The sequence below is a fragment of the Microvirga massiliensis genome (assembly GCF_001006805.1).
GTDB classification, from domain to species: domain Bacteria; phylum Pseudomonadota; class Alphaproteobacteria; order Rhizobiales; family Beijerinckiaceae; genus Microvirga; species Microvirga massiliensis.
The window spans coordinates 1-21349 of sequence record NZ_LN811365.1 but is presented as its reverse complement, the minus strand read 5'-3'; the positions used below and the strand labels follow the sequence as shown (position 1 = coordinate 21349).

Here is a 21349-nt window from a genome sequence, read left to right as displayed (position 1 = left end):
GGCGGCCGGCTCCCCTACGCACGCGTCGGACCAGCCCCATTCTTGAGGGTCATGGAGACACGACGGCGTAGGGCAACGTGCCTCCTACGCCGGAGTTCCCAGGGCGAGCAAACTTTTTGTCATTTCTGCGGCGCCGCGGGCGCCCATTGGCCCGCCGCCGAGCGGCTCCGGAAGTGGATTACCGCTCAGGAGAGTGCGCGGATCGAAGCCAGAAGCTGGTCAGTGACATCGAGGCCGGCTTCCTGTGCCTTCCTGCGCAGCTCCAGTCGGCGGCTTCCGGGGAGGCGGGCTCCCGCCTGACCCTCGATCGCCTCGGCGAGCATTGCGCAACGCGCCAAGGCCTCCTCGCCGCCGAGCCCGACAGGGTCGAACGCGAGAAGGAGTTGCCCGGTCCCTGGCGGGTCTCCCTTGTCGTCCAGGAACGACGATGCCTCAGAGGCGAAGCGTGCCCCCGTAAGCCCGGCTGCCAGAAGCTCGACCATGAGCGCCAGAGCAGTGCCCTTTGCATCCCCGAGCGGGACCATCGTTCCCCCGAGCGCCTCGTCCGGATCGGTCGTCGACCGACCGGCGGCGTCGAGTGCCCAGCCTTCCGGGATGCTCTCACCCCGCTGTTTCGCGGCCAGGATGTTGCCCCTCGCCACCTTGGAGAGCGAGAGATCGATGACGATCGGCGCGCGGCGGGGGAGCGGACAGGCGAACGCGATCGGGTTCGTCCCAAATATGCCGACCGAACCGCCCCACGGGGCCATGGCGGCAGGCGTGTTCGCGAAGAGGAGCCCAACGAGCCCCCGATCCGCGAGTTGCTCGACCGGGTGGCCGGCGGCTCCACAATGATGGGAGCGCCGGATCGGCGCGGCAGCGAGCCCCTGCTCCCGTGCCACATCGGGAAGCACGGACAGGGCCAGATCGAGGGCCGGGAAAGCGAAGCCGTAACCGGCATCGATGGCCACGATCGCGGGGCGCGGTCGGTCGAATGTCGGTGTTGCGAAACCGTCGATCTTGCCGACCCGCGCCTGCGCGGCATAGGTCGCCACCCGCGACAACCCATGCCCTTTGAGTCCGTCCGCCTCGGCGGCGACGAGCGCGCGCGCAACGCTGCGCGCGTTCTTATCGCTGGTTCGGCAGCGGACGAGAGCGTCGAAGACGAGCGATTCCGCTTCGGGGATCGTGACGACAGGCATCGAGATCAGACTCCGCTGAGGTGCTTGCGAACCGCTTCGACGGTGACCCACGAGACGCGCACGTTCGATTCCTCGGTGACGCCAGCGATGTGTGGCGTCAGCACGAGATTGGGGCACTCTGCGAAAACGGCTCCTCGATCGGCATCGACCGGTTCGGCAGCGAAGACGTCGAGTGCCGCGCCTCCCAGCCTGCCATTGCGGAGCGCGCCAGCGAGGGCGGCTTCGTCGACGACGCCTCCCCGCGCCGCATTGATGAGAATGGCGTTGTTGCGCATCCGCGCGATGGCTGCAGCGTCGATTAGATTTCGTGTTTCCGGCGTCAGTGGAACATGAAGCGAGACGACGTCACTTTCGCTCAAGAGCGCGTCGAGTGGCCGGGCTTCGACTGAGCCCCAAGGCTGCGACCAGGCAGAGCTGCCGGCGGGCACATAGGGATCAAAGGCCGTGACGCGCATCCCGAGAGCGGCAGCGCGCTTGCCAGTCTCCCGAGCGATGGAGCCGAATCCCACAAGACCGAGACGCTTTCCCATGATCTCGCGGCCGATCAGGGCATTGCGCGGCCAGCGGCCTGCAATCACTTCTAGGGTCGATGCATAGGCGCCGCGCAGCAGGAGCATTGCGGTTGCGATCACGTATTCGGCGACCGAGACGTCGTTCGCGCCGGTCGCCGGGAAAACCGCGATGTCCCGGGCGCTGCATGCGTCGACATCGATATTGTCGAGCCCGACTCCCAGGCGCCCGATCGCACTCAAGCGTGGTGCGGCTGCCAGGAGCGGGGCACGGACCTGCGTACGATTGCGAACGATCAGGGCGCGAGCCTGACCGACGGCGCCGGCGAGCCTGTCGGAATCGTCGACGAGCTTCGGATCATAGAGAACGTCGAACCCCGCGAGGCCTTCACGAATAGCCTCCTCGTCCATGAATTCGCTGATGACGATGTCCGCCATGACCACCCTCAGAAATGTACGGCCGGTCCGGCCGCATCGATGGATATGTTCGGCACGGCCATGTTCTTCAGAACATGGCCGCCAGTCCGGCCGTGACGATTGTCAGGATGACGATCGTCGTTCCGGTGAACACCGCAATATGACGCCAGCCGATCCGGAACAGGGATGCGAGTGAAGTTCCGAGTCCCAGCGCGGCGATGGCGATCAGCAGGCCCCAGGTCGAGGCCTCTCCGATGATCGCTTTCAGGGGCTGATAGATGGGCACCAGAGCGGGAACGAGCGGCACTGCGCTGTTCACGAGGCAAAGCGCCAGGAACGCCAGCGCGAAGCCCGGCACGGGGACTTTCGCCTCTCCGGCCTCGCCACTCGCCCGCATGAACCACCAACCGACGGCGAGGACGACGGGAAGGAGGAGGAAGACGCGAAAGAGCTTCACGACGACTGCGGTATTGCCGACCGGCTCCGAGACGGCATAACCCGCGCCCACGACCTGCGCCATGTCGTGGATCGTGGCGCCGAGGAGAATCCCGGTGGCCTCGGTGTTGAGCCCGAGAGCAATGCAGAGAGGCGGGTAGAGAATCATCACGAGCGTCGAGACGGCATTCGCTGCCACGACGGTGAACGTCACGTCCGCGCCTTTCTGAGGATAGTTCGGAACGACAGTCGCCGTAGCGAGTGTTGCCGAAGCTCCGCAGACGGCAGTCGCTGCGCCTGCCAGAGTGCCATAGCCGTCGGTCACCTTCAGGAAGCGCGCGAGATAGACGCCGGCGACCAGCGTGCAGCCCATGGCGACGATGACGAGAAGCGCCGTTCCGACCCCGAGTTCCACGATGTCGCTCAGCGCAATCCGCACTCCGAGAAGGGCAATGGCGAAGCGCAGCAGTCTCTTTACGCACCAGCCCAGCCCCGGCTCGAAAACAGGCCGTATGGCAACGCGGTGCAAAGCGATGCCGATCACCAGAGCGATGACGATCGTGGGCAGCCGGTACGACGCACCGAGTGACCGGAACAGGGCGGCGATGACCGGCTCGGCCAGAGCCGCCGCTACGGCAACGCCCGACGCGAGGAGAATGCCCGGCGCAAATCGCCGCAAGACAGGGGCGACACGGCCGGCGGAAGCGGAAGTCGATGGGGCAGGAAAGAGCATCCGGACAGCGCTCGCAGGTTCCGCGATGAACTCGAAAGGCATACGGGCGGCTCGACGAGGTGTCGAGCCGCCCGCGGATGTCGATACGTCGCGCGTCAGGCGCTCCGATAGAGCTTCGTCATGACGAATTCGCGATGGCCCAGAGACTCGGCGGCCGTGAGGCGGCCGTTGGCAGTGCGCACGACCATCTCGATCAGCGCGTCACCAGCCTGCGGAATCGTCATGTCCCGACGAAGCACACCCGAGACGTCAAGGTCGATGTGCTCGGACATCGTCCGCACCGTCCGCGGATTGCCGCTGATCTTGATGACCGGAACGATCGGGTTGCCGATCACGTTGCCCTGCCCCGTCGGGAACGTGTGGACGACATAGCCGGCCGCCGCCATAAGGGTGACGCACTCGGCGGCCGCCGACGAGGTGTCCATATAGTAAAGGCCGGGTCCTTTCGCGGGTGCTTCCGCGGGCTCGAGTGCGTCGATGTAGCGGCACTCGCGGCCGATCTTCTCGAGATTTCCGAGCGCCTTCTCCTCGATGGTCGTAAGCCCGCCCGCGATGTTGCCCTTGGTGGGCTGCGAGTCGGAGAGATCATTGGTCTTGTGGGCCTCGATCACGTCGTCCTGATAGGACTTCCACATCTTGTACCACTTCTCGCCAATCTCCGGAGAGGCTGCACGTTCCTTGCAGAGATGCTCTGCGCCCGTGATCTCCGAAGTCTCGCCGAAGCAGCCATAGATGCCCTGCGGGATCAGCTTGTCGTACATGTTGCCGACTGTCGGGCAGGACGACAGGCCCGTCGTCGTGTCCGACTCGCCGCACTTCGTCGATACCCACAGATCCGAGATGTCGCATTCCTCACGCTGCAGCTCGGACGCCCATTGCAGATAGTCCTTGGCGACGCGCGAGGCCTTCGCGATCGTCATGAGATCGCCGGTGCCCTCGATGCCGAAGCCCGTGACCGGCTTTCCGGTCTTGGCGATGCCCTCGACAACGCGCTGCGTCCAGCTTTCCTCGATGCCGATCACCACCACCGCGGCCACGTTCGGATTGGAGCCGGTGCCGATGAGCGTGCGGAAATGCAGCTCCAGGTCCTCACCGAACTGAAGGCGCCCATAGGCGTGCGGCAGCGCGAGAGTTCCTTTGATGTTGTTGGCGACCGCTTCACATGCGGCGTTCGAGAGGTCGTCGAGTGGCAGGATCACGACATGATTGCGCACACCCACGCGGCCGTTCTCACGGCGCCAACCCCAGAACTTCAGATTCGAGTTTCCGTTTGCCTGAGCCATCGGGCTCTCCATCAAGATGTTGGTCCCCCCGGGGCTTCCAGGCGGGAAACCGAGGGTATCGGATCGTTTGCAGCACCGAATTCCGGCAGGAGATCCTGCCCTCGCGGGCTCACCAGCGCTTAGTCTTCACGTTGTGGACGTGGACATGCTCGCCCTTCGCGATATCGGCGATGGCCTTTCCGATGTCCTGGCCGTATTTCCAGACCGTATCCCCGGCCTTGATGTCCGTGAGCGCGATCTTGTGTCCGATCGGCACGTCCATCTTCGACGTGAGATTGAACGCGGAATTGTCGTGGGTCACAACGCACAGCATGTCCGTGCCTGCCTTCAGGCCCTCCACCACGACGACCCCAACCGTGTCCTTCTTCTCGTGCACCAGAAGATGCGGGGCTCCCATTTGTGCAGTCTCCTTCGGCGTCCTCCAACGAGGCCCTGGGTTGTTGATGTGCAAGTCTTGTATAAGATATAAGATGCTCTGGTCAACGCCGATCAGAGCGGCGCCCGCGCAAGAGGAGAGCGGTCTTGGACGATACCCCCGGCTACAGGCCCCTGTACCGGCAGGTCCGCGACATTCTCGTGAAGCGGATCGCAACCGGAGTCTGGCAGGCTGGTCAGATCCTGCCCAGCGAGGGCGACATCGCGGCCGACCTCGGCGTCAGCCAGGGCACCGTCCGCAAGGCCCTCGACGAAATGACAGCCGAGAACCTCGTCACGAGACGCCAGGGCCGAGGAACGTTCGTGGCGCGGCATGACGACGCCCGGATCCTGTTCCAGTTCTTCAAACTGCTGCCGGATACGGGTGAAAGACGCTTCCCGGAGAGCCGTGTCCTGAGCGTCCATCTGGGGCCCGAGAGCGAAGCCGCTCGCATCTTGGACCTCGCTGAGACCGAATCGGTGATCCGAATCGAGCGCGTTCGGTCACTCGACGAACAGCCGTGCATTTTCGAACACATCTATCTTCCGGAGAGCCTGTTCCGGGGGTTGGATCAGCGCGATTTGCCGAACAATCTCTATCAACTCTATAGCGTGGGATACGGGGTGACGATCGCGCGCGCGACCGAGCGCCTGAAAGCCGTGGCAGCGCAGAAGCGCGAGGCGAAAGCGCTCGGTGGAGCGCCAGGCGACCCATTCCTGAGGATCGACCGGACGGCCTATGCGCTCGACAGCCGCCCGGTGGAATGGCGCATCTCCCTATGCCGCACGGAGAGCGTCCATTATCTGTCGGACCTGCGGTAATCGGAACCTGCTGAGCGCAAGCAGAATCAGCACAAGGGAGTCATTCATGAAACGCCTCATCGCCGGTATGGCATCGGCCGTCCTGGCCGCAGCCCTCACGGCAGGATCTGCGTTCGCGCAGTCATATCCCAACCGCACGATCACGATGATCGTGCCGTTCGCGGCAGGCGGACCGAGCGACGCCATCGCGCGCCTCGTGGCGCAGTCCATGTCCACGACGCTGAAGCAGCAGGTCGTGATCGAGAACGTGGCCGGGGCCGGTGGGACGACGGGCGCATCCCGGCTCACGCGCGCAGAGCCGGACGGATACACGCTTCTCATCCACCACGTCGCCCTGGCTGCGGGTGCCTCGCTCTACAAGTCGCTCCCATATGACACACTGGGCGATATCGAAGCGGTCGGTCTCGTGAACTACGGACCGATGGTCGTCACGACGAAGAAGGACTACCCGGCTGCCGATGCCAAGGCGCTGTTCGCCAAGCTGAAGGCCGACGGGCCGAAGACGACCGCCGCCCATGCCGGCGTCGGCTCGAATTCGCATCTCTGCAACATGCTGCTTCAGCAGACGCTCGATACGAAGTTCACCGAGGCGGCCTATCGCGGGACCGGTCCCGCCATGAACGATCTCATGGCAGGCCAGGTCGATCTTCTCTGTGACCAGTCGACGACGGCGGTTCCGCAGATCCAGGGCAATACGATCAAGGCCTTCGCCGTCACGTCAGCCAACCGTCTCTCGGTACTCCCGGACGTGCCAGCGATGCACGAAGCCGGCTTCCCGAATTTCGAGTTCGTGATCTGGCATGGGCTCTACGCGCCGAAGGGAACTCCGAAGGAGGCGATCGAGACGCTCAACAAGGCGTTGCAAGTTGCTCTCAACGATGAGAACGTGAAGGCGCGTTTTGCGGATGTCGGGACGCAAACCTTCCCCAAAGGCGAGCGCTCGCCTCAGGCGCATCGCGCACGATTCGAGAAGGAAGTCGCGACCTGGCGCGACGTGGTCGCAAAGGCCGGAGTCAGCATCGGGAACTGACGAAAGGATCGCGCTGCGCACAGGTGAGCGCAGCGCGACTTCACTCCCGTCACGGGAGGGTGATGAGTGGCCTACCGCGCCTCATTTGTTGAGTGCAGAATTGTGCTATGCTTGCAGGCATGGCGCTGCGATCCTCACCCTCCCCTTCGCGGCGACCTCTCCCCTTAAGGAAGAGGTGAATAGGCGGCCCTCACACAGCACCTTGCCCCTTGTAGGAGAGGTCACCCCAATTTGGCAGAACGAACCCAAATGTACCTTCGCTTCGCCCGTAACGGGGGGGCGCCCCAAAGGGGCGCGTGAGGGGTGAACCGCGACGCTCTCCATGTAAAAACGACGGCGCATATGTGATATCAATCGTCAGGCATCGCCTTGCCGCTTCGCCGACCGAAGGGCTGATGCCGGCGAGGGAACGCCGTCCATGGATCATGCCGAGATCACCGCGTGGATCGTCGAACAGGGTCTCACGGGGGCAGGCATTCGGGATCTCCTCGATGGCTTCGCGCAGCGCGTCATTGCGGCCGGCGTCCCGCTGCTTCGGGCCTATATCGCGCTGCCCACAGTCAATCCGAATTTTCGAGTTGCCAATCACACCTGGACTCGCAGTGCCGGCGCCGCTGTCGAATGGATCCTCCACGAGGAAGAGCCGGGCACCTTCGACAGATCGCCATTCGCCTACATGCTTGCAAATGGACTCCGGTGTTCGCGCTGGCGTGACGATGCTCTGAAATCAGCCAGCTTTCCCGCATTCGCAACGCTCAAGACGCAAGGCGCAACGGACTACATCGCCCACCTGGTGCGCTTCGAGAGGGCACAAGCCCCGGCTTTGACCGGAGCCGCACTCTCTTTCGCAACCGATCAAGCCGGCGGCTTCCGGACCGAGCATGTCGCGCTTCTCGCTTCCCTCGTCCCACCGCTGAGCCTCGCCGCCTATCGCATCGCTCTCCTCGACCTGACGATCAGTGTGCTCGATGCATATGTCGGGCCTCATGCGGGCCGCCATGTGCTCGGCGGCGAGATGCGCCGCGGCTCCGGCCAGACCATCGAGACGGTTCTGCTCGTCGCCGATCTTCGGGGCTTCACCCCGCTGGCCGACATCGCGAAAAGCGGCGAACTCATTCAACGTCTCGGGGAGCACCTCGAAGCCATGGCGGGCCCGATCGAAGCGCATAGCGGTGAGATCCTGAACTTTCTTGGTGACGGCCTGCTCGCCATCGTTCCGATCGGCGCCGACATGACGCTCGAACGGGCGGCGGCATCGGCTGTCGAGGCTGCTCGTGCAGCTCTCGCGGCCAACTCGAAAGTCAACGAGCTGCACTCGGGCGAGCAGAGCCTCGCGCTCGACGTAGCGCTCCACTACGGAACCGTGTTCTACGGCAATATCGGATCTCGGACGCGCCTCGATTTCACGGTCATCGGACCTGCGGTCAACGAGGCAAGCCGCATGGAGGCGCTCTGCACGTCTCTTGGAGAATCACTCCTCCTGTCGGAGCCCATTGCCAAAGCCTGCGGTTGGCCGGTCAGAAGCCTCGGACGCCACCACCTGCGCGGCGTCGAGGACGAGCGTGAGTTGTTCGGGATCGCCGAAGACTTCAACACGTCCGAGATGGGCTGAGCACGCCTGCTTGCGGCCTGTACTCGCTCCTTCAGAGAAAGCGATACTCGGTGACCTGCCGGTAGACCGAATCGGGGTGCAGGGTGGTGTCCGGAAAGTGAGGACGGTTTGGGCTATCCGGGAAATGCTGTGTCTCGAGGCAGAGGCCGCAGTTCCGGCCGTAGCGCGCACCATCGAGACCCGGCACCGGCACGTTCGTCATGAGCGCATCATAGACCTGGAGACCGGGCTGCGTCGTCCAGACCTCGAGCGCGAGACCTCCACGAGGAGCCGCCAATCTGCCTGCAAAGGCCATCGGACGGTTCGCGATACCCGACGGTTCGATCCGGTCCCGCGCAAGGACGAAGTTGATGTCATAATGAACGAGGCGGCCGCCTGCCTCTCGGCGCACCGGACGAGACTCCCGGAAGTCGTACGGCGTCCCGGCGACGGATGAGATCTCTCCGGTCGGGATCAGATCCGCATCGACCGGCGTGTAGAAATCCGCTGCGATCTCGAGCATGTGGTCGAGGATATCGGCGCTGCCATCGAGATTGAAATAGGAGTGGTGACACAGATTGACCGGCGTTGGCTTGTCGGTGGTCGCAGAAAGCTCGATTCGAAGCGTGTTGCCGAGCAGCCGGTAAATGCAGGTGGTCACGAGCGTACCCGGGAAACCGCAATCTCCGTCGGGTGATACATGGACGAGCGCCGCCGATGCCTCGTCCCAGGCGGCAAGCTGCCAGACTCCCTTGCTGAGGCCACGTTCCCCTCCATGAAGCGTATGGCGTCCGCACTCGTTGAGCGAAAGCTGGTGGACGGTGCCGTCCAGTACGAAGCGCCCGCCGGCAATACGATTGGCGTAACGTCCCGCGATGGCGCCGAAATACGGCGAGTAGGCGACATAGTCCTCGAGCGCGGTGAGGCCGGTCACGACCCGCTGGAGACCATGGGCCGCCGGTATTTTGAGATCGCGTACGATCGCGCCATAGGTGATGATCGACGCCTCGGCCCCCGATGCCGATCGCAGCACCACCTCCTCGACACCCCTGCCCTGGATTTCTCCGAAGTCTCGCTTCATCGCTTTCCTCTCAGGCCTCCGCCGCGCCTTCTCGCGTCGTCCCGCATTGCCGACAGATTCGGACCCACATGACAGGGAACTGCTTCGTTCCGATAGGGTTGCGGAAGATGGGAGGATTACGAATGGATATTGCGCATCTCGTGGAGCAGGTCCGGGTGACGCCTGGCCAGCCTGCTCGCTTGGCGGATCGTGATCCGCGGGCCAAGCTGGGTCTGCCCGATGAGGACGCCACGAAGGCCGAGACGGCCGAAATCGCCCGGGGGATCGATGTCCTGCAGGATCGCCTTTATGCCGAAGGTCGCCGGGCCTTGCTCGTGATCCTGCAGGGCACTGACACCTCGGGAAAGGATGGCACGATCCGGGCCGTGTTCAATGAGACCGGTCCGCTGGGCGTTACCGCAACACCCTTCCGGCGGCCGACCGAGGACGATCTTGCGCATGACTATCTCCGCCGCGCGCACATCGCGGCCCCTCGACTCGGCACGATCGGCATCTTCAACCGCTCCCATTACGAGGACGTTCTGGTCGTCAAAGTCCGTAATCTCGTGCCCGCGGAGGAAATTGAGCGGCGCTACGCTCAGATCAACGATTTCGAGCGGATGCTGACGGAGAACGGCACCCGGATCCTCAAATTCATGCTGCACATCTCGAAGGAGCGGCAGGCAGAACGCCTTCGCGACCGGCTCGAGGACCCCACCAAATATTGGAAGTTCGATCCGGGCGACCTCGAGGACCGGGCGCGTTGGGACGAGTTCATGGCCGCATACGAGGCCGCGGTGACCCGATGCTCGACGGCGTATGCGCCCTGGCACGTCGTGCCAGCCGATCGCAAATGGGTCCGAAACGCCGTTGTCGCGCGGGTCGTACGCGCCACGCTCAAGGAGATGGACCCGCAATACCCGGCCCCCTCCTGGGCTCCGGGAACCTACACGATCACATGAGGCTCGAGGGGCTGGAGCGTGCGCAGCCCCCGTGGCACGCCAACCTCAGTCCTCGGTCGGCTTGAAGCGCATCGCGACGCCGTTCATGCAGTAGCGCAACCCGGTGGGTGGCGGGCCGTCATTGAAGACGTGGCCCAGATGCCCGCCGCAGCGTGCGCAATGCACCTCGGTCCGGACCATGAAGAACGAGCGATCCGTGCTGGTCTCCACGGCCCCTTCGAGCGGGCGCCAGAAGCTCGGCCAGCCCGTCCCGCTGTCGAATTTCTGCTCCGAACTGTAGAGAGGTGCCTCGCAGGCCGCGCAATGGAACGTGCCCGTGCGCTTCTCGCGGTCGAGTGGACTTGTTCCGGCGCGCTCGGTCCCGTGCTCGCGCAGGACGCGGTACTGCTCCCGGGTAAGGCGACGGCGCCACTCCTCTTCGCTGTGTTCCACCTCGAAGGTCTTGTCGTGCCGTGCCGATGTCGAGCCGAACAGGCCCATATTCTCTCTCCTGCCGATGATGTGAGCGTTCGGGAGCCATAAACACCCGGACCGCTATATAGGGTGCCGTGCCGCCGGCCGCGGAGAAGAAAGGTCTCAGGGGTATGCGGGGCCGGGATCAGGGATCGTCGAACGGCAGCCCGACATAATTCTCGGCGAGTGTCGCCCCGCCGACCCGGGACGAGGTGACGTAGTCGAGCTCGGCGAGTTGCCGCCGATGATCGAAGGGCGTGTGCTCGGGGAAGTGGTGAAGCATCGAGGTCATCCACCACGAAAACCGCTGGACCTTCCAGATCCGCCGGAGGCACGTGGCGGAGTACGCCTCGAGCCGATCGGTCCGGCCGGTCTCGTAAAAGGATTGGAGCGCCCTGGCCAGGACCCGGACGTCTGCGATCGCAAGGTTCATCCCCTTGGCGCCCGTAGGCGGCACGATATGCGCCGCATCTCCTGCGAGAAAGAGCCGACCGTACTGCATCGGCTCGGTCACGAAGGAGCGCATTGCCGTGATGCCCTTCTGAAGAACAGGGCCCTCCGTGAGTTGCCACCCGGTGCCTCCGCCGAGCCGAATCTGCAGTTCCTCCCAGATCCTGTCGTCTGGCCAGTTCGCCAGATCCTCGTGCGGATCGACCTGGACATACAACCGGCTGATCGTGGGCGACCGCATGGACAGAAGAGCGAACCCACGCTCGTGTTGCGCATAGATGAGCTCCTCGGATGCCGGAGCAGCCCGAGCCAGGATACCGAGCCATGCGAAGGGATAGACACGCTCGAAGCTCGTCAGTGCCCCCTCGGGGATCGAGGACCGGCAGATTCCATGGGACCCGTCGCAACCAGCGATGTAGTCGCAGAACAGCTCATGCCGCTCTCCACCCGCGGTGAAGCGGATGACCGGGTGCTGACCCTCGAATCCGTCGGCCCGGACGTCCTCGGCCTCGAAGATGATCGTGCCCCCGGCCCCGATCCGGGCAGCCACCAGGTCCTTCACGACCTCATGCTGGCTGTAGACCGTCACGGCTTGGCCGTCGGCGAGATCGGAAAAGTCGATCCGCCGCTTCTCCCCTCCGAACCTCAGGTTGATGCCGTGATGCAGGAGGCCCTCTAGCTTCATCCGCTCTCCGATGCCGGTCTCGACCAGGAGATCTCGAACGCCCTGCTCCAGGACTCCCGCGCGGATCCGCTCCTCGACGTAGCGGCGGGACTTGGCCTCCACGATGACGGCCTCGATTCCGGTAAGATGAAGCAGGTGGGCCAGGAAGAGACCAGCGGGACCAGCGCCGACGATGCCGACCTGAGTGCGCATCTTTCCCATAATGGCTGCCCTGACCGCCTGCGACGCAGGTTTCTCCTTACTCTCCAGAGTAATCTTGGCTTGGCAGATCCACCATCGGCCGAACAGCCGATCACCACCATTCCTTAACCTGCCCGCCTGCTCCCGGGCGGAGCCGTTTCAGGACGGGGCGCAGGTTCCGATTCAGGCGGGAAAGTGCCGGCCGTCGAAGCTTGGCCACGATGGATGGCGCTCTCGACCGAGCGAGACCATATCGGGGTCCCTGCTGCCGCGGCAATTGCTATCCGGCTTTGCCTTGTAAAAGTCACTCTCTAGGCGTATGTGGGCAACTTCGTCATTTGGCCAGACGATCGGGCCGTTACGCCTGCGCAAGGCGCGGGCGCGCGTTCGGACTTCTTCCCAATCACCGACGAGCCGAATTGCGGGCCATCCGGTCACAGGTGCGATTCGGCTGCGCCACTGGCCAGGCCGCATCGGGAATTTCCCTTTCCGGCCTGCCGCTTACATCTGAAACAGATAGGATCGATCACGTGCAGGTTCTTGTCCGCGACAACAACGTTGACCAAGCTCTCCGGGTTCTGAAGAAGAAGATGCAGCGCGAGGGCATCTTCCGCGAAATGAAGCAGCGCAAGGCTTTTGAGAAGCCCTCCGAGCGCAAGACCCGCGAGAAGGCGGAAGCCGTTCGTCGTGCCCGCAAGGCCGCCCGTAAGCAGGCGCAGCGCGAGGGTCTCCTTCCGGCTCCGAAGCGTGCTGTGAGGTCTCCCCGCGCGATGGCTGCCCGTCCTGCCGCACCGCGGCCCTGATCGGCCGGACACCGTGCGGCGCGCCAGTCCGCTGCAGCGCATCACGTCGAAGACCCATGAGGCAGCGGCGGCGGAGTGCCGCCCTGATCCTCTCGTCAACGCCGCGAACCCAGGGAATGCCCTGAAGGCTCGGCCTACGCTCCAGGCCCGGTGCTGTCGCGAACGATAATTTCCGTCGGCAGCCGGATTCGGCTCGGGACCGTTTCGCCCCTCAGCAGCTTGATCAGCACCTCCGCCCCTGCCCGGCCGAGTTCCCGGCGCGGCTGGTGAACCGTCGTCAGGGCCGGATCGACAATCGCCGCGAACTCGATGTCATCGAACCCGGCGACCGAGACATCCTGCGGCACGCGGATTCCGGCTGAAGTCAGGGCGCGCATCAGCCCGATCGCCATCTCGTCATTCGAGCAGAACACGGTCGAGGGCCGCCGCTTCCGCTCGACAATGCAATGGCCTGCTCGGATCCCTGCTTCGAGGGTGTAGTCGCCGGGCCAGACGAGATCCCGATCGAAGGAAAGGCCTGCCTCCCGGAGCCCGTCGCAGTAGCCGCGGAAGCGTTCATGCTCGAGCACATTGCCGGAGGGACCGCAGAGATAGGCTATGCTCCGGTGGCCCAGCGAGGCCAGATAGAGCGTCATGGCCCGTGCGGCAGCCCGGTTCTCGACCTCGATCTGAGGGATTTCCGCGCCCGGAATGGCCTCGCACAAGGCGACGAGCGGCACCGGTGCTTTGCGCCGTGACTTTATGCTCTCACTCTGTGAGCCAAGCAGATGGCCATTCAGGAGGAGCACACCGTCGACCTGCCCGGCTGCCGCGAAGGCGGCGAACCGGGCCTCCTTCTCCGGTGATCCATCGAGATCGCCGATGATCATCCCGTAGCCGGCCGCGAACAGCGTCTCCTCGATTCCGCGAAGGATCTTGGAGAAGAAGACATTTTCGAGGGCTGGCAGCACGACGAGGACCATTCTCGATTTCTGCGAACGCAGGCTCCGGGCAGCCGGATTCGGAACGTAACCCGCCTTCGCAATCGCATCGAGCACTCGGGTTCGCGTTTCCGGCGAGACGCGCTCCGGACTTGCCAGGGCACGGCTGACGGTCGCCGTCGAAACGCCGGCGAGGCGCGCGACGTCCTGTATCCGCGCGGCCCGGCCGGGCGGAAGCCCTCTCTTCGACGACCTTGCTGCGCTGCGCTCGGCCATCGGTACCCTCACCCTCTCCCGAAGCAGTCCCGCGATCGGATTTGACACGGATTCGCATTAGGGTATCGTCGATGTAATCGATTACACAAGCTCTGAAGAGCACGGCCCACAAGAGGCCCTTGAACCGGAGGAAACAGTCGATGACCACTGCTCCATCCAGCTAGCCGCACCGGTTCCCGTTGTCTCTTCCGTGCTCCTGCCAGTCGCGGGAGCTGCCCCGGCACCCATAACCCGCGCAAGCGATGGCCCCTCTTCTTCGTGCAGAACTTGTGTCGAAGTCGTTTGGCCCCGTCGAGGTGCTGAGCGATGTCTCGCTCGAGCTGAATGCGGGAGAAATCCACGCGGTCATCGGCGAGAACGGTGCCGGCAAATCCACCTTGATGCGTATCCTGGCGGGGCATCTCTCCCCGAGTCGCGGGTCGCTGTATTTGAAGGGCAAACAGGTTGCCTTTCCGGGCCCGGTCGAAGCGGAGAGACAAGGCATCGTTCTCGTTCATCAGGAGATTCTGCTCGCCGATGATCTCACGGTTGCGGAGAATCTCTTTCTCGGACGTGAGCTCGGACGCTTCGGCCTCGTCGACGATCGCGCCATGCGGGCTCGTGCCATATCTGCGCTCGACGAACTCGGTGCCCACGTTGCTCCCGAGACGGAGGTGCGCAGGCTCTCGATCGCCGACCGCCAATTCGTTCAGATCGCGCGCGCCCTCCTGGTACCGCATGAGATCGTCGTCTTCGACGAGCCGACGGCGGTACTGACTCCGATCGAGGCAGAGAGTCTCTTCGCCGTGATCCGGCACCTGCAGCAACAGGGCGTCGCAGTCCTCTACATCTCGCATCGCCTCAACGAGGTGAAGGCGATCGCCGACCGCGTCACGGTGCTTCGCGACGGGCGCCTCGTCGCGACCCGCGACATCGACGGTCTCGAGCCGCTCGAAATGGCGCGCCTGATGGTCGGCCGCGACATGTCGCGACTGTATCCTCCGCTGCCGCACTGCGCATCCAGCGACGTGGTCCTGAAGGTCGACCATCTCACGGTGCCGGGCCATGTCGAGGATGCCTCCTTCTCGCTACGCCGCGGCGAAATCCTTGGCTTCGGCGGGCTCGTGGGAGCCGGCAGAACGGAACTCTTCGAAGGACTCTTCGGGTTGCGTCCGGCATTCGGCACCATCATCCTGAACGACAGGCCTGTCCGCTTTCGTCATGCGCGCGAGGCTATGGCCGCAGGGCTGGTCTATCTGTCCGAAGACAGAAAGGGCAAAGGCCTGCTCCTGAAGCAGAATCTTCGTATGAATCTGACCCTGGCCGCGCTGGAGCGATATCTCCAGGGGCCCTTCATCGACCGCGCCGCAGAGGACCGCGCCCTCGACACGGCGATCCGCGACTTCGATATCAGGGCTCGCAGACGCGATCTCCTCGCAGGCCAGCTCTCCGGAGGCAATCAACAGAAGCTTCTCCTCGCCAAGATGATGCTAGTCGAGCCACGCATCGTCGTGATCGATGAGCCGACCCGCGGAGTCGACATCGGCACCAAGGAGCAGATCTACCGATTCGTTGTGTCTCTTGTGGAAGGGGGCCACGCCGTCATCGTCATCTCCTCGGAGATGCAAGAGCTGATCGGACTCTGCCATCGTGTCCTCGTCATGCGTGGGGGCCGCATTGTGGGTGAGGTCGGCCAGGATGATCTCACGGAGGACGCCATCGTCTTCCTCGCGACAGGTGTTCATGAAGAGAGGGCGGCCGAAATAGCCGCAGGCCAGGCATGAGCGACACCGCCGTTCGATCTGACAGCCCGGCGCGCCGCCTGAACATCGACATGCGGACGCTCTCTCCGTTCATCGCGCTCGCCGCGCTGATCATCGCGGGTGCGCTGGTCAACCCGGATTTCCTCACCGCGTCCAATCTCCTCAATGTCGTCACGCGCTCCGCTTTCATTGCGATCATCGCCGTCGGCGCGACCTTCGTGATTGCCGGAGGCGGTCTCGACCTGTCGGTGGGCTCGATGGCCGGCTTCGTAGCTGGCGTCATGATCCTCGTGCTGAACGCCCTCGGAACGGCTGAGGCCAGCACCTTGGCCCTCGGCATCCTCGCAGCCCTTGCGCTCGGCGCCGCCTGCGGTCTCGCGAACGGGCTCATCGTGACCTATGGCCGGATCGAGCCGTTCATCGTGACTCTCGGGACGATGGGGATCTTCCGAGCGCTGCTGATCTTCCTGGCTGCCGGCGGCACGATCACGATCCGCAATCTCGAGCTGCGGGAGATCTATCGGCCGATTTATTTCGGCAATCTCTTCGGCGTTCCGATCCCGATCATCGTGTTTCTCGCCGTTGCAGCCGCCGGTGCCCTCATCCTCTACAAGACAGCCTTCGGCCGGCACGTCGTCGCGCTCGGGTCAAACGAAGAGGTTGCGCGCTATTCCGGCGTCCCACTCAATCGGGTCCGCACGCTGACCTACGTCATCCAGGGTCTCTGCGTGGGCATCGCCGTTCTCGTCTATGTACCGCGTCTCGGCTCCGCGACCCCGACCACCGGCCTCCTCTGGGAGCTGCAGGCCATCACCGCCGTCGTGATCGGCGGCACGGCACTCCGGGGCGGCGTCGGACGGGTCTGGGGCACCGTCGTCGGCGCGATCATTCTCGAACTCGTCGCGAACATCATGGTGCTCTCGAATCTCGTTTCCGAGTTTCTCGTCGGCGCCGTGCAGGGCGCCATCATCATCATCGCGATGCTCGTCCAGCGAGGTCTGCAACGCGGACGGTAACCGGGCGAAGCCCGCCGGTGGGAAACAGGGCTCACAGGGACCAGGAGGAAGAACACATGAGAGGAACGCCACTGAAACTCGTGCTTTCCGCTGCTGTCGGACTCGGCCTCGTAACCGGTGCGATGGCGCAGCAGAAATCCGTGACGATCGGCGTCTCCATACCGGCCGCAACGCATGGCTGGACCGGAGGCGTGGTCTACCACGCGCAGGAGACCGCGAAGCTCCTCGAGAAGGGATATCCCGGGCTTAAGGTCGTCGTAAAGACCTCGCCGGACGGAGCCTCTCAGGCGAACGCTCTGGATGATCTCAGCGCTCAGAAGATCGACGCCCTCGTCGTGCTGCCCTTCAACTCCGACGAGCTCACGGGTCCCGTGCGCGAGGTGAAGCGCCGCGGAACATTCGTCACGGTCGTCGATCGCGGCCTGAAGGATGCGTCCATTCAGGATATTTATGTTGCAGGCAACAATCCGGAATTTGGGCGCGTCGCCGGAAAGTACTTCGTCGATACTCTCAAGCAGGGCAATGTCGTGGTGTTCCGCGGCATTCCGACGGTCATCGACGAGGAGCGGGTCTCGAATTTCGAGAAGGCCCTCGAGGGCTCCGGCGTCAAGGTGATCGACAAGCAATATGCGAACTGGAACCGTGACGACGCCTTCCGGGTCATGCAGGATTTCCTCGCCAAGCACCCGAAGATCGACGCGGTGTGGGCCTCTGACGACGACATGGCCCTTGGGGTTCTGGAGGCCATTCGCCAGGCCAAGCGCGACGACATCAAGTTCGTGCTCGGGGGCGCCGGCATGAAGGAGATGGTCAAGCGGGTGATGGACGGGGACAAGCTGATCCCGGCCGACGTGTCCTATCCGCCGGCCATGATCTCGACGGCGATGGGAGTCACCGCCGCGCATTTCTACGCGAACGCTCCGATGCGCGGCACCTACGTCCTCAACGCCGAGCTCATCACGAAAGAGAACGCGAAGGAGCATTATCACCCCAACTCGCCGTTCTGACATTTTCAGCGCGTCGGTGGGTGGCATTTGCACCGCCCACCGCATTCAGTCGCCTCACGACGGGTACAGGTCATGTGGTGTCTCTCCTTCTTACCGCTGCCATGACGAGACAGCAGTCGAACGGCAAGGCACGATCGCTGCGATATGAGGCCATACTCCGCCAAGGGAGCAGATCATGAAGACGATGAAGGGCCCTGCCCTGTTCCTCGCCCAGTTCGCCGGTGATGCACCACCCTTCAACTCGCTCGACGCGATAGCCGGTTGGGCAGCCTCTCTCGGGTATGAGGGCGTCCAGATCCCGACCTGGGATGCGCGCCTTTTCGATCTCGCAAAAGCCGCAACGTCCGACGCGTATTGCGACGAGGTGCGCGGCATTCTGGGTGAGCATGGTCTCGCGATCACCGAGCTCTCGACGCATCTTCAGGGCCAGCTCATTGCCGTGCACCCGGCCTTCGATGAGGCCTTCGACGGTTTCGCCGTACCGGAAGTCCGTGGGCGTCCACAGGCACGTACCGAATGGGCGATCGATCAGATGCGCCTGGCTGCAGCGGCCTCGAGGCGGCTCGGCTTGTCAGCGCATGTCACCTTCTCGGGCGCCCTCGCCTGGCCCTTCATGTATCCGTGGCCGCAACGTCCCGCAGGCCTGATCGAGACGGCCTTCACCGAGCTCGCTCGCCGCTGGAAAGCGATCCTGGACGTTTTCGACGAGGTGGGCTGCGACGTCGCCTACGAAATTCATCCGGGTGAGGACCTGCACGACGGAGCCTCGTTCGAGCGCTTCGTCGATGCGGTCGGCGGGCATCGCCGGGCCTGCATCAATTACGACCCGAGCCACTTCCTGCTGCAGCAGCTCGATTACGTGGAGTTCATCGACCTCTACCACGAACGCATCAAGGCTTTTCACGTCAAGGATGCCGAGTTCAATCCGACAGGGCGCGTGGGTGTCTATGGCGGCTACGAGAGCTGGATCGATCGCGCCGGCCGATTCCGTTCTCTCGGAGATGGGCAGGTCGATTTCTCGGCGATCTTTTCGAAGCTCGCTCAGTACAATTATGACTCCTGGGCCGTGCTCGAATGGGAGTGCTGCCTCAAGCACCCAGAGGATGGGGCGCGAGAGGGTGCGGAATTCATCCGCAATCACATCATTCGCGTGACCGAGAAGGCGTTTGACGATTTCGCGGCCGGGGGAACGGACGAGGCTGCCAACCGTCGAATGCTGGGGCTTGGTAGCGCTGCGCAGGGGGAGTAGGCCCATGACGATCTCGGGAACGAGCAGCCAATCGCTGAATCGCCGCCTCCGTCTCGGCATGGTCGGGGGTGGGCGCGGCGCCTTCATCGGTGCCGTTCATCGGATCGCGGCACGGTTGGACGACCGTTGGGAGCTCGTCGCCGGCGCCCTGTCGTCGGATCCCGGGCGGGCTCGAGAGTCCGGCGCGGATCTCCTGCTTCCGCCGGATCGGATCTATGGCGACTTCCTCGAAATGGCTCGCGGGGAGAAGCACCGGGACGACCGCATCGACGCAGTGGCGATCGTCACCCCGAACCACGCTCATGCACCGGCCGCGCGGGCATTCCTCGATGCCGGCATCCACGTGATCTGCGACAAGCCCCTGACGACCTCACGCGACGAGGCTGAACAGCTCGCCAAGCTCGCGGATCAGAGCGGGCTGATCTTCGCGGTCACACATAATTATACGGGCTATCCCCTCGTTCGGCAGGCGCGCGAGATGGTGCTGGCCGGAGAGCTCGGGCAGATCCGGGTCGTCCAAGTCGAGTATGTGCAGGATTGGCTCGCGACCCGCCTGGAGGAGACCGGACAGAAACAAGCGGAATGGCGGACGGACCCGTCACGCGCCGGCCCGGCCGGCTCGATCGGCGATATCGGCACCCACGCCTTCAACCTCGCCGAGTTCGTCTCGGTCCAAGAGGTTGAGGACCTTGCGGCGGAGCTCCACACCTTCGTCGAGGGGCGGCCGCTCGACGACAATGCTCACGTGCTGCTGCGTTTCGCCTCTGGAGCCCGGGGCATGCTCTGGTGCAGCCAGGTGGCGGTCGGGCGGGAGAACGGACTGAGAATCCGGATTTACGGCGAGAAGGGCGGCCTCGAATGGCACCAGGAGAATCCGAACGTCCTCCGCTTCGCTCCGCTTGGTGAGCCCCCTCGGCTGATCACCCGTAACGGCCCAGGCTCCGGCGCTGCATCGCGCTCAGCATCGCGTATTCCGGCCGGGCACCCCGAGGGTTACCTGGAGGGCTTCGCCCAGCTCTACTCGGATATCGCCGAACAGATCATGGCGAGAATGGAAGGGCGGGAGCCCTATCCCCTCTCTCTCCAGGTTCCGACCGTCGAGCAGGGCATTCGAGGCGTCCGGTTCATCGAGGCGGCGGTTCGTTCTTCGAAAGAAGGGGCGGCGTGGACGCCCATCTGAGCCAAGGGCGGTCAGGAGCGTCGTCGGGCGGTGTGCTTTTTCAACCACGCCGGAACTCGGGGTTCCTCCCGAACCGGCGATAGGGGCTCCGCGAAGGGAACTGCCGAGCCTCCGTGACGTTGCTCGTCCTCTCGGCAACCTCTCGTGGAGTTGATGATGGTACTTCGTGCGTCGATCATTGCCGCGGCCCTCAGCCTCGGCCTGACAGGTGCCGCCTCGGCAGCCTCTGTCCCGCGAGGCGCTCAGCATGGCCTGATCGAGGTGGATGGGCTGAAGCTCGCCTACGCCACAAAGAAGAAGCATCACCGTCACCACGGCTGGTCGCACGGGCGGCACTATGGCTGGCACTATGGACGCCATCCCCGCTCGAGATATTACGTGACACGCAATAGGCGGCACGCCCCACGCTATTACGGCTACGCTCCGCGCCACTACGGGCACCCCGTCTACTATGGCCGGCGCCCCTACTACGCTACGCCCCGCTATTATCCCTATCCCCGCCAGCCCGGCGTTACCGTCAGGTTCGGTTACTGAAGGCGCGGGCTTCGAAGCGCCTCGCCCTGGTTCTCGGGGCGGGGCCGAGCCCGGCAAAATACCTCTTGCATTGCGGCGCGGATCGACTATGTCTCGAGCACACAGGCGCCGCCGCGAAAGCGAGCGGCGCTTTGCTTCTCAGAAAATACAACCGCAGGACCCAGGCCTCGGCCCGGGTTTTTTCGCGTCTGGGAAGATCAGGCTGGGAGATCTCAGAAGTTCCAGCCGCCGACATGAGCCGGAAGCACCGAGCGATCGGGCGCCTTCCAGGGCTCCTCTGACGACATCGGACCGTTGCAGCCTTCGGGCTGCACGAACGGAAAGCAGCACGGAAGCATCAGTTTCCGTGAACCGCATTTCTTTGCCTCTGCTTCAGGAGAGCTGATGAGAACTTGGCTCAACTGAAAAAATTTCCCT

Annotated in this window: 20 protein-coding genes; 11 read left to right on the top strand and 9 right to left on the bottom strand. The window is 64.0% G+C overall.

Translation table 11 applies throughout. From position 1 onward, the window contains the following. Positions 1-185: 185 nt before the first annotated feature. The 5 genes from BN1233_RS34905 to BN1233_RS34885 form a co-directional block, all read right to left on the bottom strand. Positions 186-1181 carry an Ldh family oxidoreductase gene (locus BN1233_RS34905; RefSeq protein WP_046868267.1) on the bottom strand — a complete coding sequence of 332 codons (996 nt, stop codon included), beginning with the start codon at positions 1179-1181 and terminating at the stop codon, positions 186-188. 5 nt (positions 1182-1186) lie between these two features. Continuing rightward, a complete protein-coding gene (locus tag BN1233_RS34900) occupies positions 1187-2128 on the bottom strand; it encodes a hydroxyacid dehydrogenase (protein ID WP_046868266.1) in 942 nt (313 codons plus the stop codon). Between the two features lie 67 nt (positions 2129-2195). Then, a complete protein-coding gene (locus BN1233_RS34895) occupies positions 2196-3317 on the bottom strand; it encodes a YeiH family protein (protein ID WP_244471012.1) in 1122 nt (373 codons plus the stop codon). A gap of 53 nt (positions 3318-3370) precedes the next feature. Next, positions 3371-4558 (bottom strand): UxaA family hydrolase, encoded by a 1188-nt coding sequence (locus BN1233_RS34890; protein ID WP_046868265.1) that lies wholly within the window; start codon positions 4556-4558, stop codon positions 3371-3373. 109 nt (positions 4559-4667) lie between these two features. Beyond that, positions 4668-4955, bottom strand: a complete 288-nt coding sequence (locus BN1233_RS34885) for a UxaA family hydrolase (protein ID WP_046868264.1) — start codon at positions 4953-4955, stop codon at positions 4668-4670. Between the two features lie 125 nt (positions 4956-5080). Between BN1233_RS34885 and BN1233_RS34880 the strand changes: the two genes are divergently transcribed. The 3 genes from BN1233_RS34880 to BN1233_RS34870 all read left to right on the top strand — a co-directional run bounded on the left by BN1233_RS34880 (position 5081) and on the right by BN1233_RS34870 (position 8436). Further along, a complete protein-coding gene (locus BN1233_RS34880) occupies positions 5081-5794 on the top strand; it encodes a GntR family transcriptional regulator (RefSeq protein ID WP_046868263.1) in 714 nt (237 codons plus the stop codon). 46 nt (positions 5795-5840) lie between these two features. Next, positions 5841-6824: a tripartite tricarboxylate transporter substrate-binding protein gene (locus tag BN1233_RS34875; RefSeq protein WP_046868262.1), complete on the top strand. Its 984-nt coding sequence runs from the start codon at positions 5841-5843 to the stop codon at positions 6822-6824. Between the two features lie 418 nt (positions 6825-7242). Then, entirely contained in the window at positions 7243-8436 is a 1194-nt protein-coding gene (locus BN1233_RS34870; protein ID WP_048709902.1) for an adenylate/guanylate cyclase domain-containing protein, read from the top strand. A gap of 31 nt (positions 8437-8467) precedes the next feature. Here the strand turns inward: BN1233_RS34870 and BN1233_RS34865 are convergent, their stop codons facing one another. Further along, positions 8468-9496, bottom strand: a complete 1029-nt coding sequence (locus BN1233_RS34865) for an aldose epimerase family protein (protein ID WP_046868261.1) — start codon at positions 9494-9496, stop codon at positions 8468-8470. A 122-nt stretch (positions 9497-9618) separates the two neighbouring features. On the opposite strand from BN1233_RS34865, the gene BN1233_RS34860 reads away from it, so the two are divergent. Further along, positions 9619-10437 carry a PPK2 family polyphosphate kinase gene (locus tag BN1233_RS34860; RefSeq protein WP_052764073.1) on the top strand — a complete coding sequence of 273 codons (819 nt, stop codon included), beginning with the start codon at positions 9619-9621 and terminating at the stop codon, positions 10435-10437. 45 nt (positions 10438-10482) lie between these two features. Here the strand turns inward: BN1233_RS34860 and msrB are convergent, their stop codons facing one another. Both msrB and pobA read right to left on the bottom strand, forming a co-directional pair. Then, the gene (gene msrB, locus BN1233_RS34855; protein WP_046868260.1) at positions 10483-10917 is read right to left on the bottom strand and encodes a peptide-methionine (R)-S-oxide reductase MsrB; all 435 of its coding nucleotides are present in this window, start codon (positions 10915-10917) and stop codon (positions 10483-10485) included. Positions 10918-11035: 118 nt separating this feature from the next. Next, on the bottom strand, positions 11036-12217 hold the full coding sequence (pobA, locus tag BN1233_RS34850; protein WP_046868414.1) for a 4-hydroxybenzoate 3-monooxygenase: 1182 nt from the start codon (positions 12215-12217) through the stop codon (positions 11036-11038). Between the two features lie 518 nt (positions 12218-12735). Here pobA and rpsU point away from each other — a divergent pair. Further along, positions 12736-13008, top strand: a complete 273-nt coding sequence (gene rpsU / locus BN1233_RS34845; RefSeq protein ID WP_046868259.1) for a 30S ribosomal protein S21 — start codon at positions 12736-12738, stop codon at positions 13006-13008. A 134-nt stretch (positions 13009-13142) separates the two neighbouring features. On the opposite strand, the gene BN1233_RS34840 is transcribed toward rpsU, so the two are convergent. Continuing rightward, positions 13143-14204: a LacI family DNA-binding transcriptional regulator gene (locus BN1233_RS34840; protein ID WP_046868258.1), complete on the bottom strand. Its 1062-nt coding sequence runs from the start codon at positions 14202-14204 to the stop codon at positions 13143-13145. A gap of 242 nt (positions 14205-14446) precedes the next feature. On the opposite strand from BN1233_RS34840, the gene BN1233_RS34835 reads away from it, so the two are divergent. The 6 genes from BN1233_RS34835 (at position 14447) to BN1233_RS43780 (ending at position 20932) form a co-directional block, all read left to right on the top strand. Continuing rightward, positions 14447-15967 (top strand): sugar ABC transporter ATP-binding protein, encoded by a 1521-nt coding sequence (locus BN1233_RS34835; protein ID WP_046868257.1) that lies wholly within the window; start codon positions 14447-14449, stop codon positions 15965-15967. Then, complete coding sequence (locus tag BN1233_RS34830) at positions 15964-16962, top strand: ABC transporter permease (protein ID WP_046868256.1); 999 nt, start codon at positions 15964-15966, stop codon at positions 16960-16962. The genes BN1233_RS34835 and BN1233_RS34830 overlap by 4 nt, the downstream gene beginning before the upstream one ends. Before the next feature lie 56 nt (positions 16963-17018). Continuing rightward, the gene (locus BN1233_RS34825; protein WP_046868255.1) at positions 17019-17969 is read left to right on the top strand and encodes an ABC transporter substrate-binding protein; all 951 of its coding nucleotides are present in this window, start codon (positions 17019-17021) and stop codon (positions 17967-17969) included. Positions 17970-18144: 175 nt separating this feature from the next. Then, positions 18145-19218, top strand: a complete 1074-nt coding sequence (locus BN1233_RS34820) for a sugar phosphate isomerase/epimerase family protein (protein ID WP_046868254.1) — start codon at positions 18145-18147, stop codon at positions 19216-19218. Positions 19219-19222: 4 nt separating this feature from the next. Next, entirely contained in the window at positions 19223-20398 is a 1176-nt protein-coding gene (locus BN1233_RS34815; RefSeq protein WP_046868253.1) for a Gfo/Idh/MocA family protein, read from the top strand. A gap of 153 nt (positions 20399-20551) precedes the next feature. After that, entirely contained in the window at positions 20552-20932 is a 381-nt protein-coding gene (locus tag BN1233_RS43780; protein ID WP_147707728.1) for a hypothetical protein, read from the top strand. Positions 20933-21349: the final 417 nt, after the last annotated feature.

What these genes read in the sequence shown, in the direction of transcription:
- msrB (WP_046868260.1), bottom strand. Translation starts at nt 10,917, where the DNA reads ATGGGCCTGTTCGGCTCGACATCGGCACGGCACGACAAGACCTTCGAG.
- BN1233_RS34820 (WP_046868254.1), top strand. Translation starts at nt 18,145, where the DNA reads ATGAAGACGATGAAGGGCCCTGCCCTGTTCCTCGCCCAGTTCGCCGGT.
- BN1233_RS34860 (WP_052764073.1), top strand. Translation starts at nt 9,619, where the DNA reads ATGGATATTGCGCATCTCGTGGAGCAGGTCCGGGTGACGCCTGGCCAG.
- BN1233_RS34865 (WP_046868261.1), bottom strand. Translation starts at nt 9,496, where the DNA reads ATGAAGCGAGACTTCGGAGAAATCCAGGGCAGGGGTGTCGAGGAGGTG.
- BN1233_RS34905 (WP_046868267.1), bottom strand. Translation starts at nt 1,181, where the DNA reads ATGCCTGTCGTCACGATCCCCGAAGCGGAATCGCTCGTCTTCGACGCT.
- BN1233_RS34870 (WP_048709902.1), top strand. Translation starts at nt 7,243, where the DNA reads ATGGATCATGCCGAGATCACCGCGTGGATCGTCGAACAGGGTCTCACG.
- pobA (WP_046868414.1), bottom strand. Translation starts at nt 12,217, where the DNA reads ATGCGCACTCAGGTCGGCATCGTCGGCGCTGGTCCCGCTGGTCTCTTC.
- BN1233_RS34890 (WP_046868265.1), bottom strand. Translation starts at nt 4,558, where the DNA reads ATGGCTCAGGCAAACGGAAACTCGAATCTGAAGTTCTGGGGTTGGCGC.
- BN1233_RS34825 (WP_046868255.1), top strand. Translation starts at nt 17,019, where the DNA reads ATGAGAGGAACGCCACTGAAACTCGTGCTTTCCGCTGCTGTCGGACTC.
- BN1233_RS34885 (WP_046868264.1), bottom strand. Translation starts at nt 4,955, where the DNA reads ATGGGAGCCCCGCATCTTCTGGTGCACGAGAAGAAGGACACGGTTGGG.
- BN1233_RS34835 (WP_046868257.1), top strand. Translation starts at nt 14,447, where the DNA reads ATGGCCCCTCTTCTTCGTGCAGAACTTGTGTCGAAGTCGTTTGGCCCC.
- BN1233_RS34900 (WP_046868266.1), bottom strand. Translation starts at nt 2,128, where the DNA reads ATGGCGGACATCGTCATCAGCGAATTCATGGACGAGGAGGCTATTCGT.
- BN1233_RS34830 (WP_046868256.1), top strand. Translation starts at nt 15,964, where the DNA reads ATGAGCGACACCGCCGTTCGATCTGACAGCCCGGCGCGCCGCCTGAAC.
- BN1233_RS34875 (WP_046868262.1), top strand. Translation starts at nt 5,841, where the DNA reads ATGAAACGCCTCATCGCCGGTATGGCATCGGCCGTCCTGGCCGCAGCC.
- BN1233_RS43780 (WP_147707728.1), top strand. Translation starts at nt 20,552, where the DNA reads ATGATGGTACTTCGTGCGTCGATCATTGCCGCGGCCCTCAGCCTCGGC.
- BN1233_RS34815 (WP_046868253.1), top strand. Translation starts at nt 19,223, where the DNA reads ATGACGATCTCGGGAACGAGCAGCCAATCGCTGAATCGCCGCCTCCGT.
- BN1233_RS34895 (WP_244471012.1), bottom strand. Translation starts at nt 3,317, where the DNA reads ATGCCTTTCGAGTTCATCGCGGAACCTGCGAGCGCTGTCCGGATGCTC.
- BN1233_RS34840 (WP_046868258.1), bottom strand. Translation starts at nt 14,204, where the DNA reads ATGGCCGAGCGCAGCGCAGCAAGGTCGTCGAAGAGAGGGCTTCCGCCC.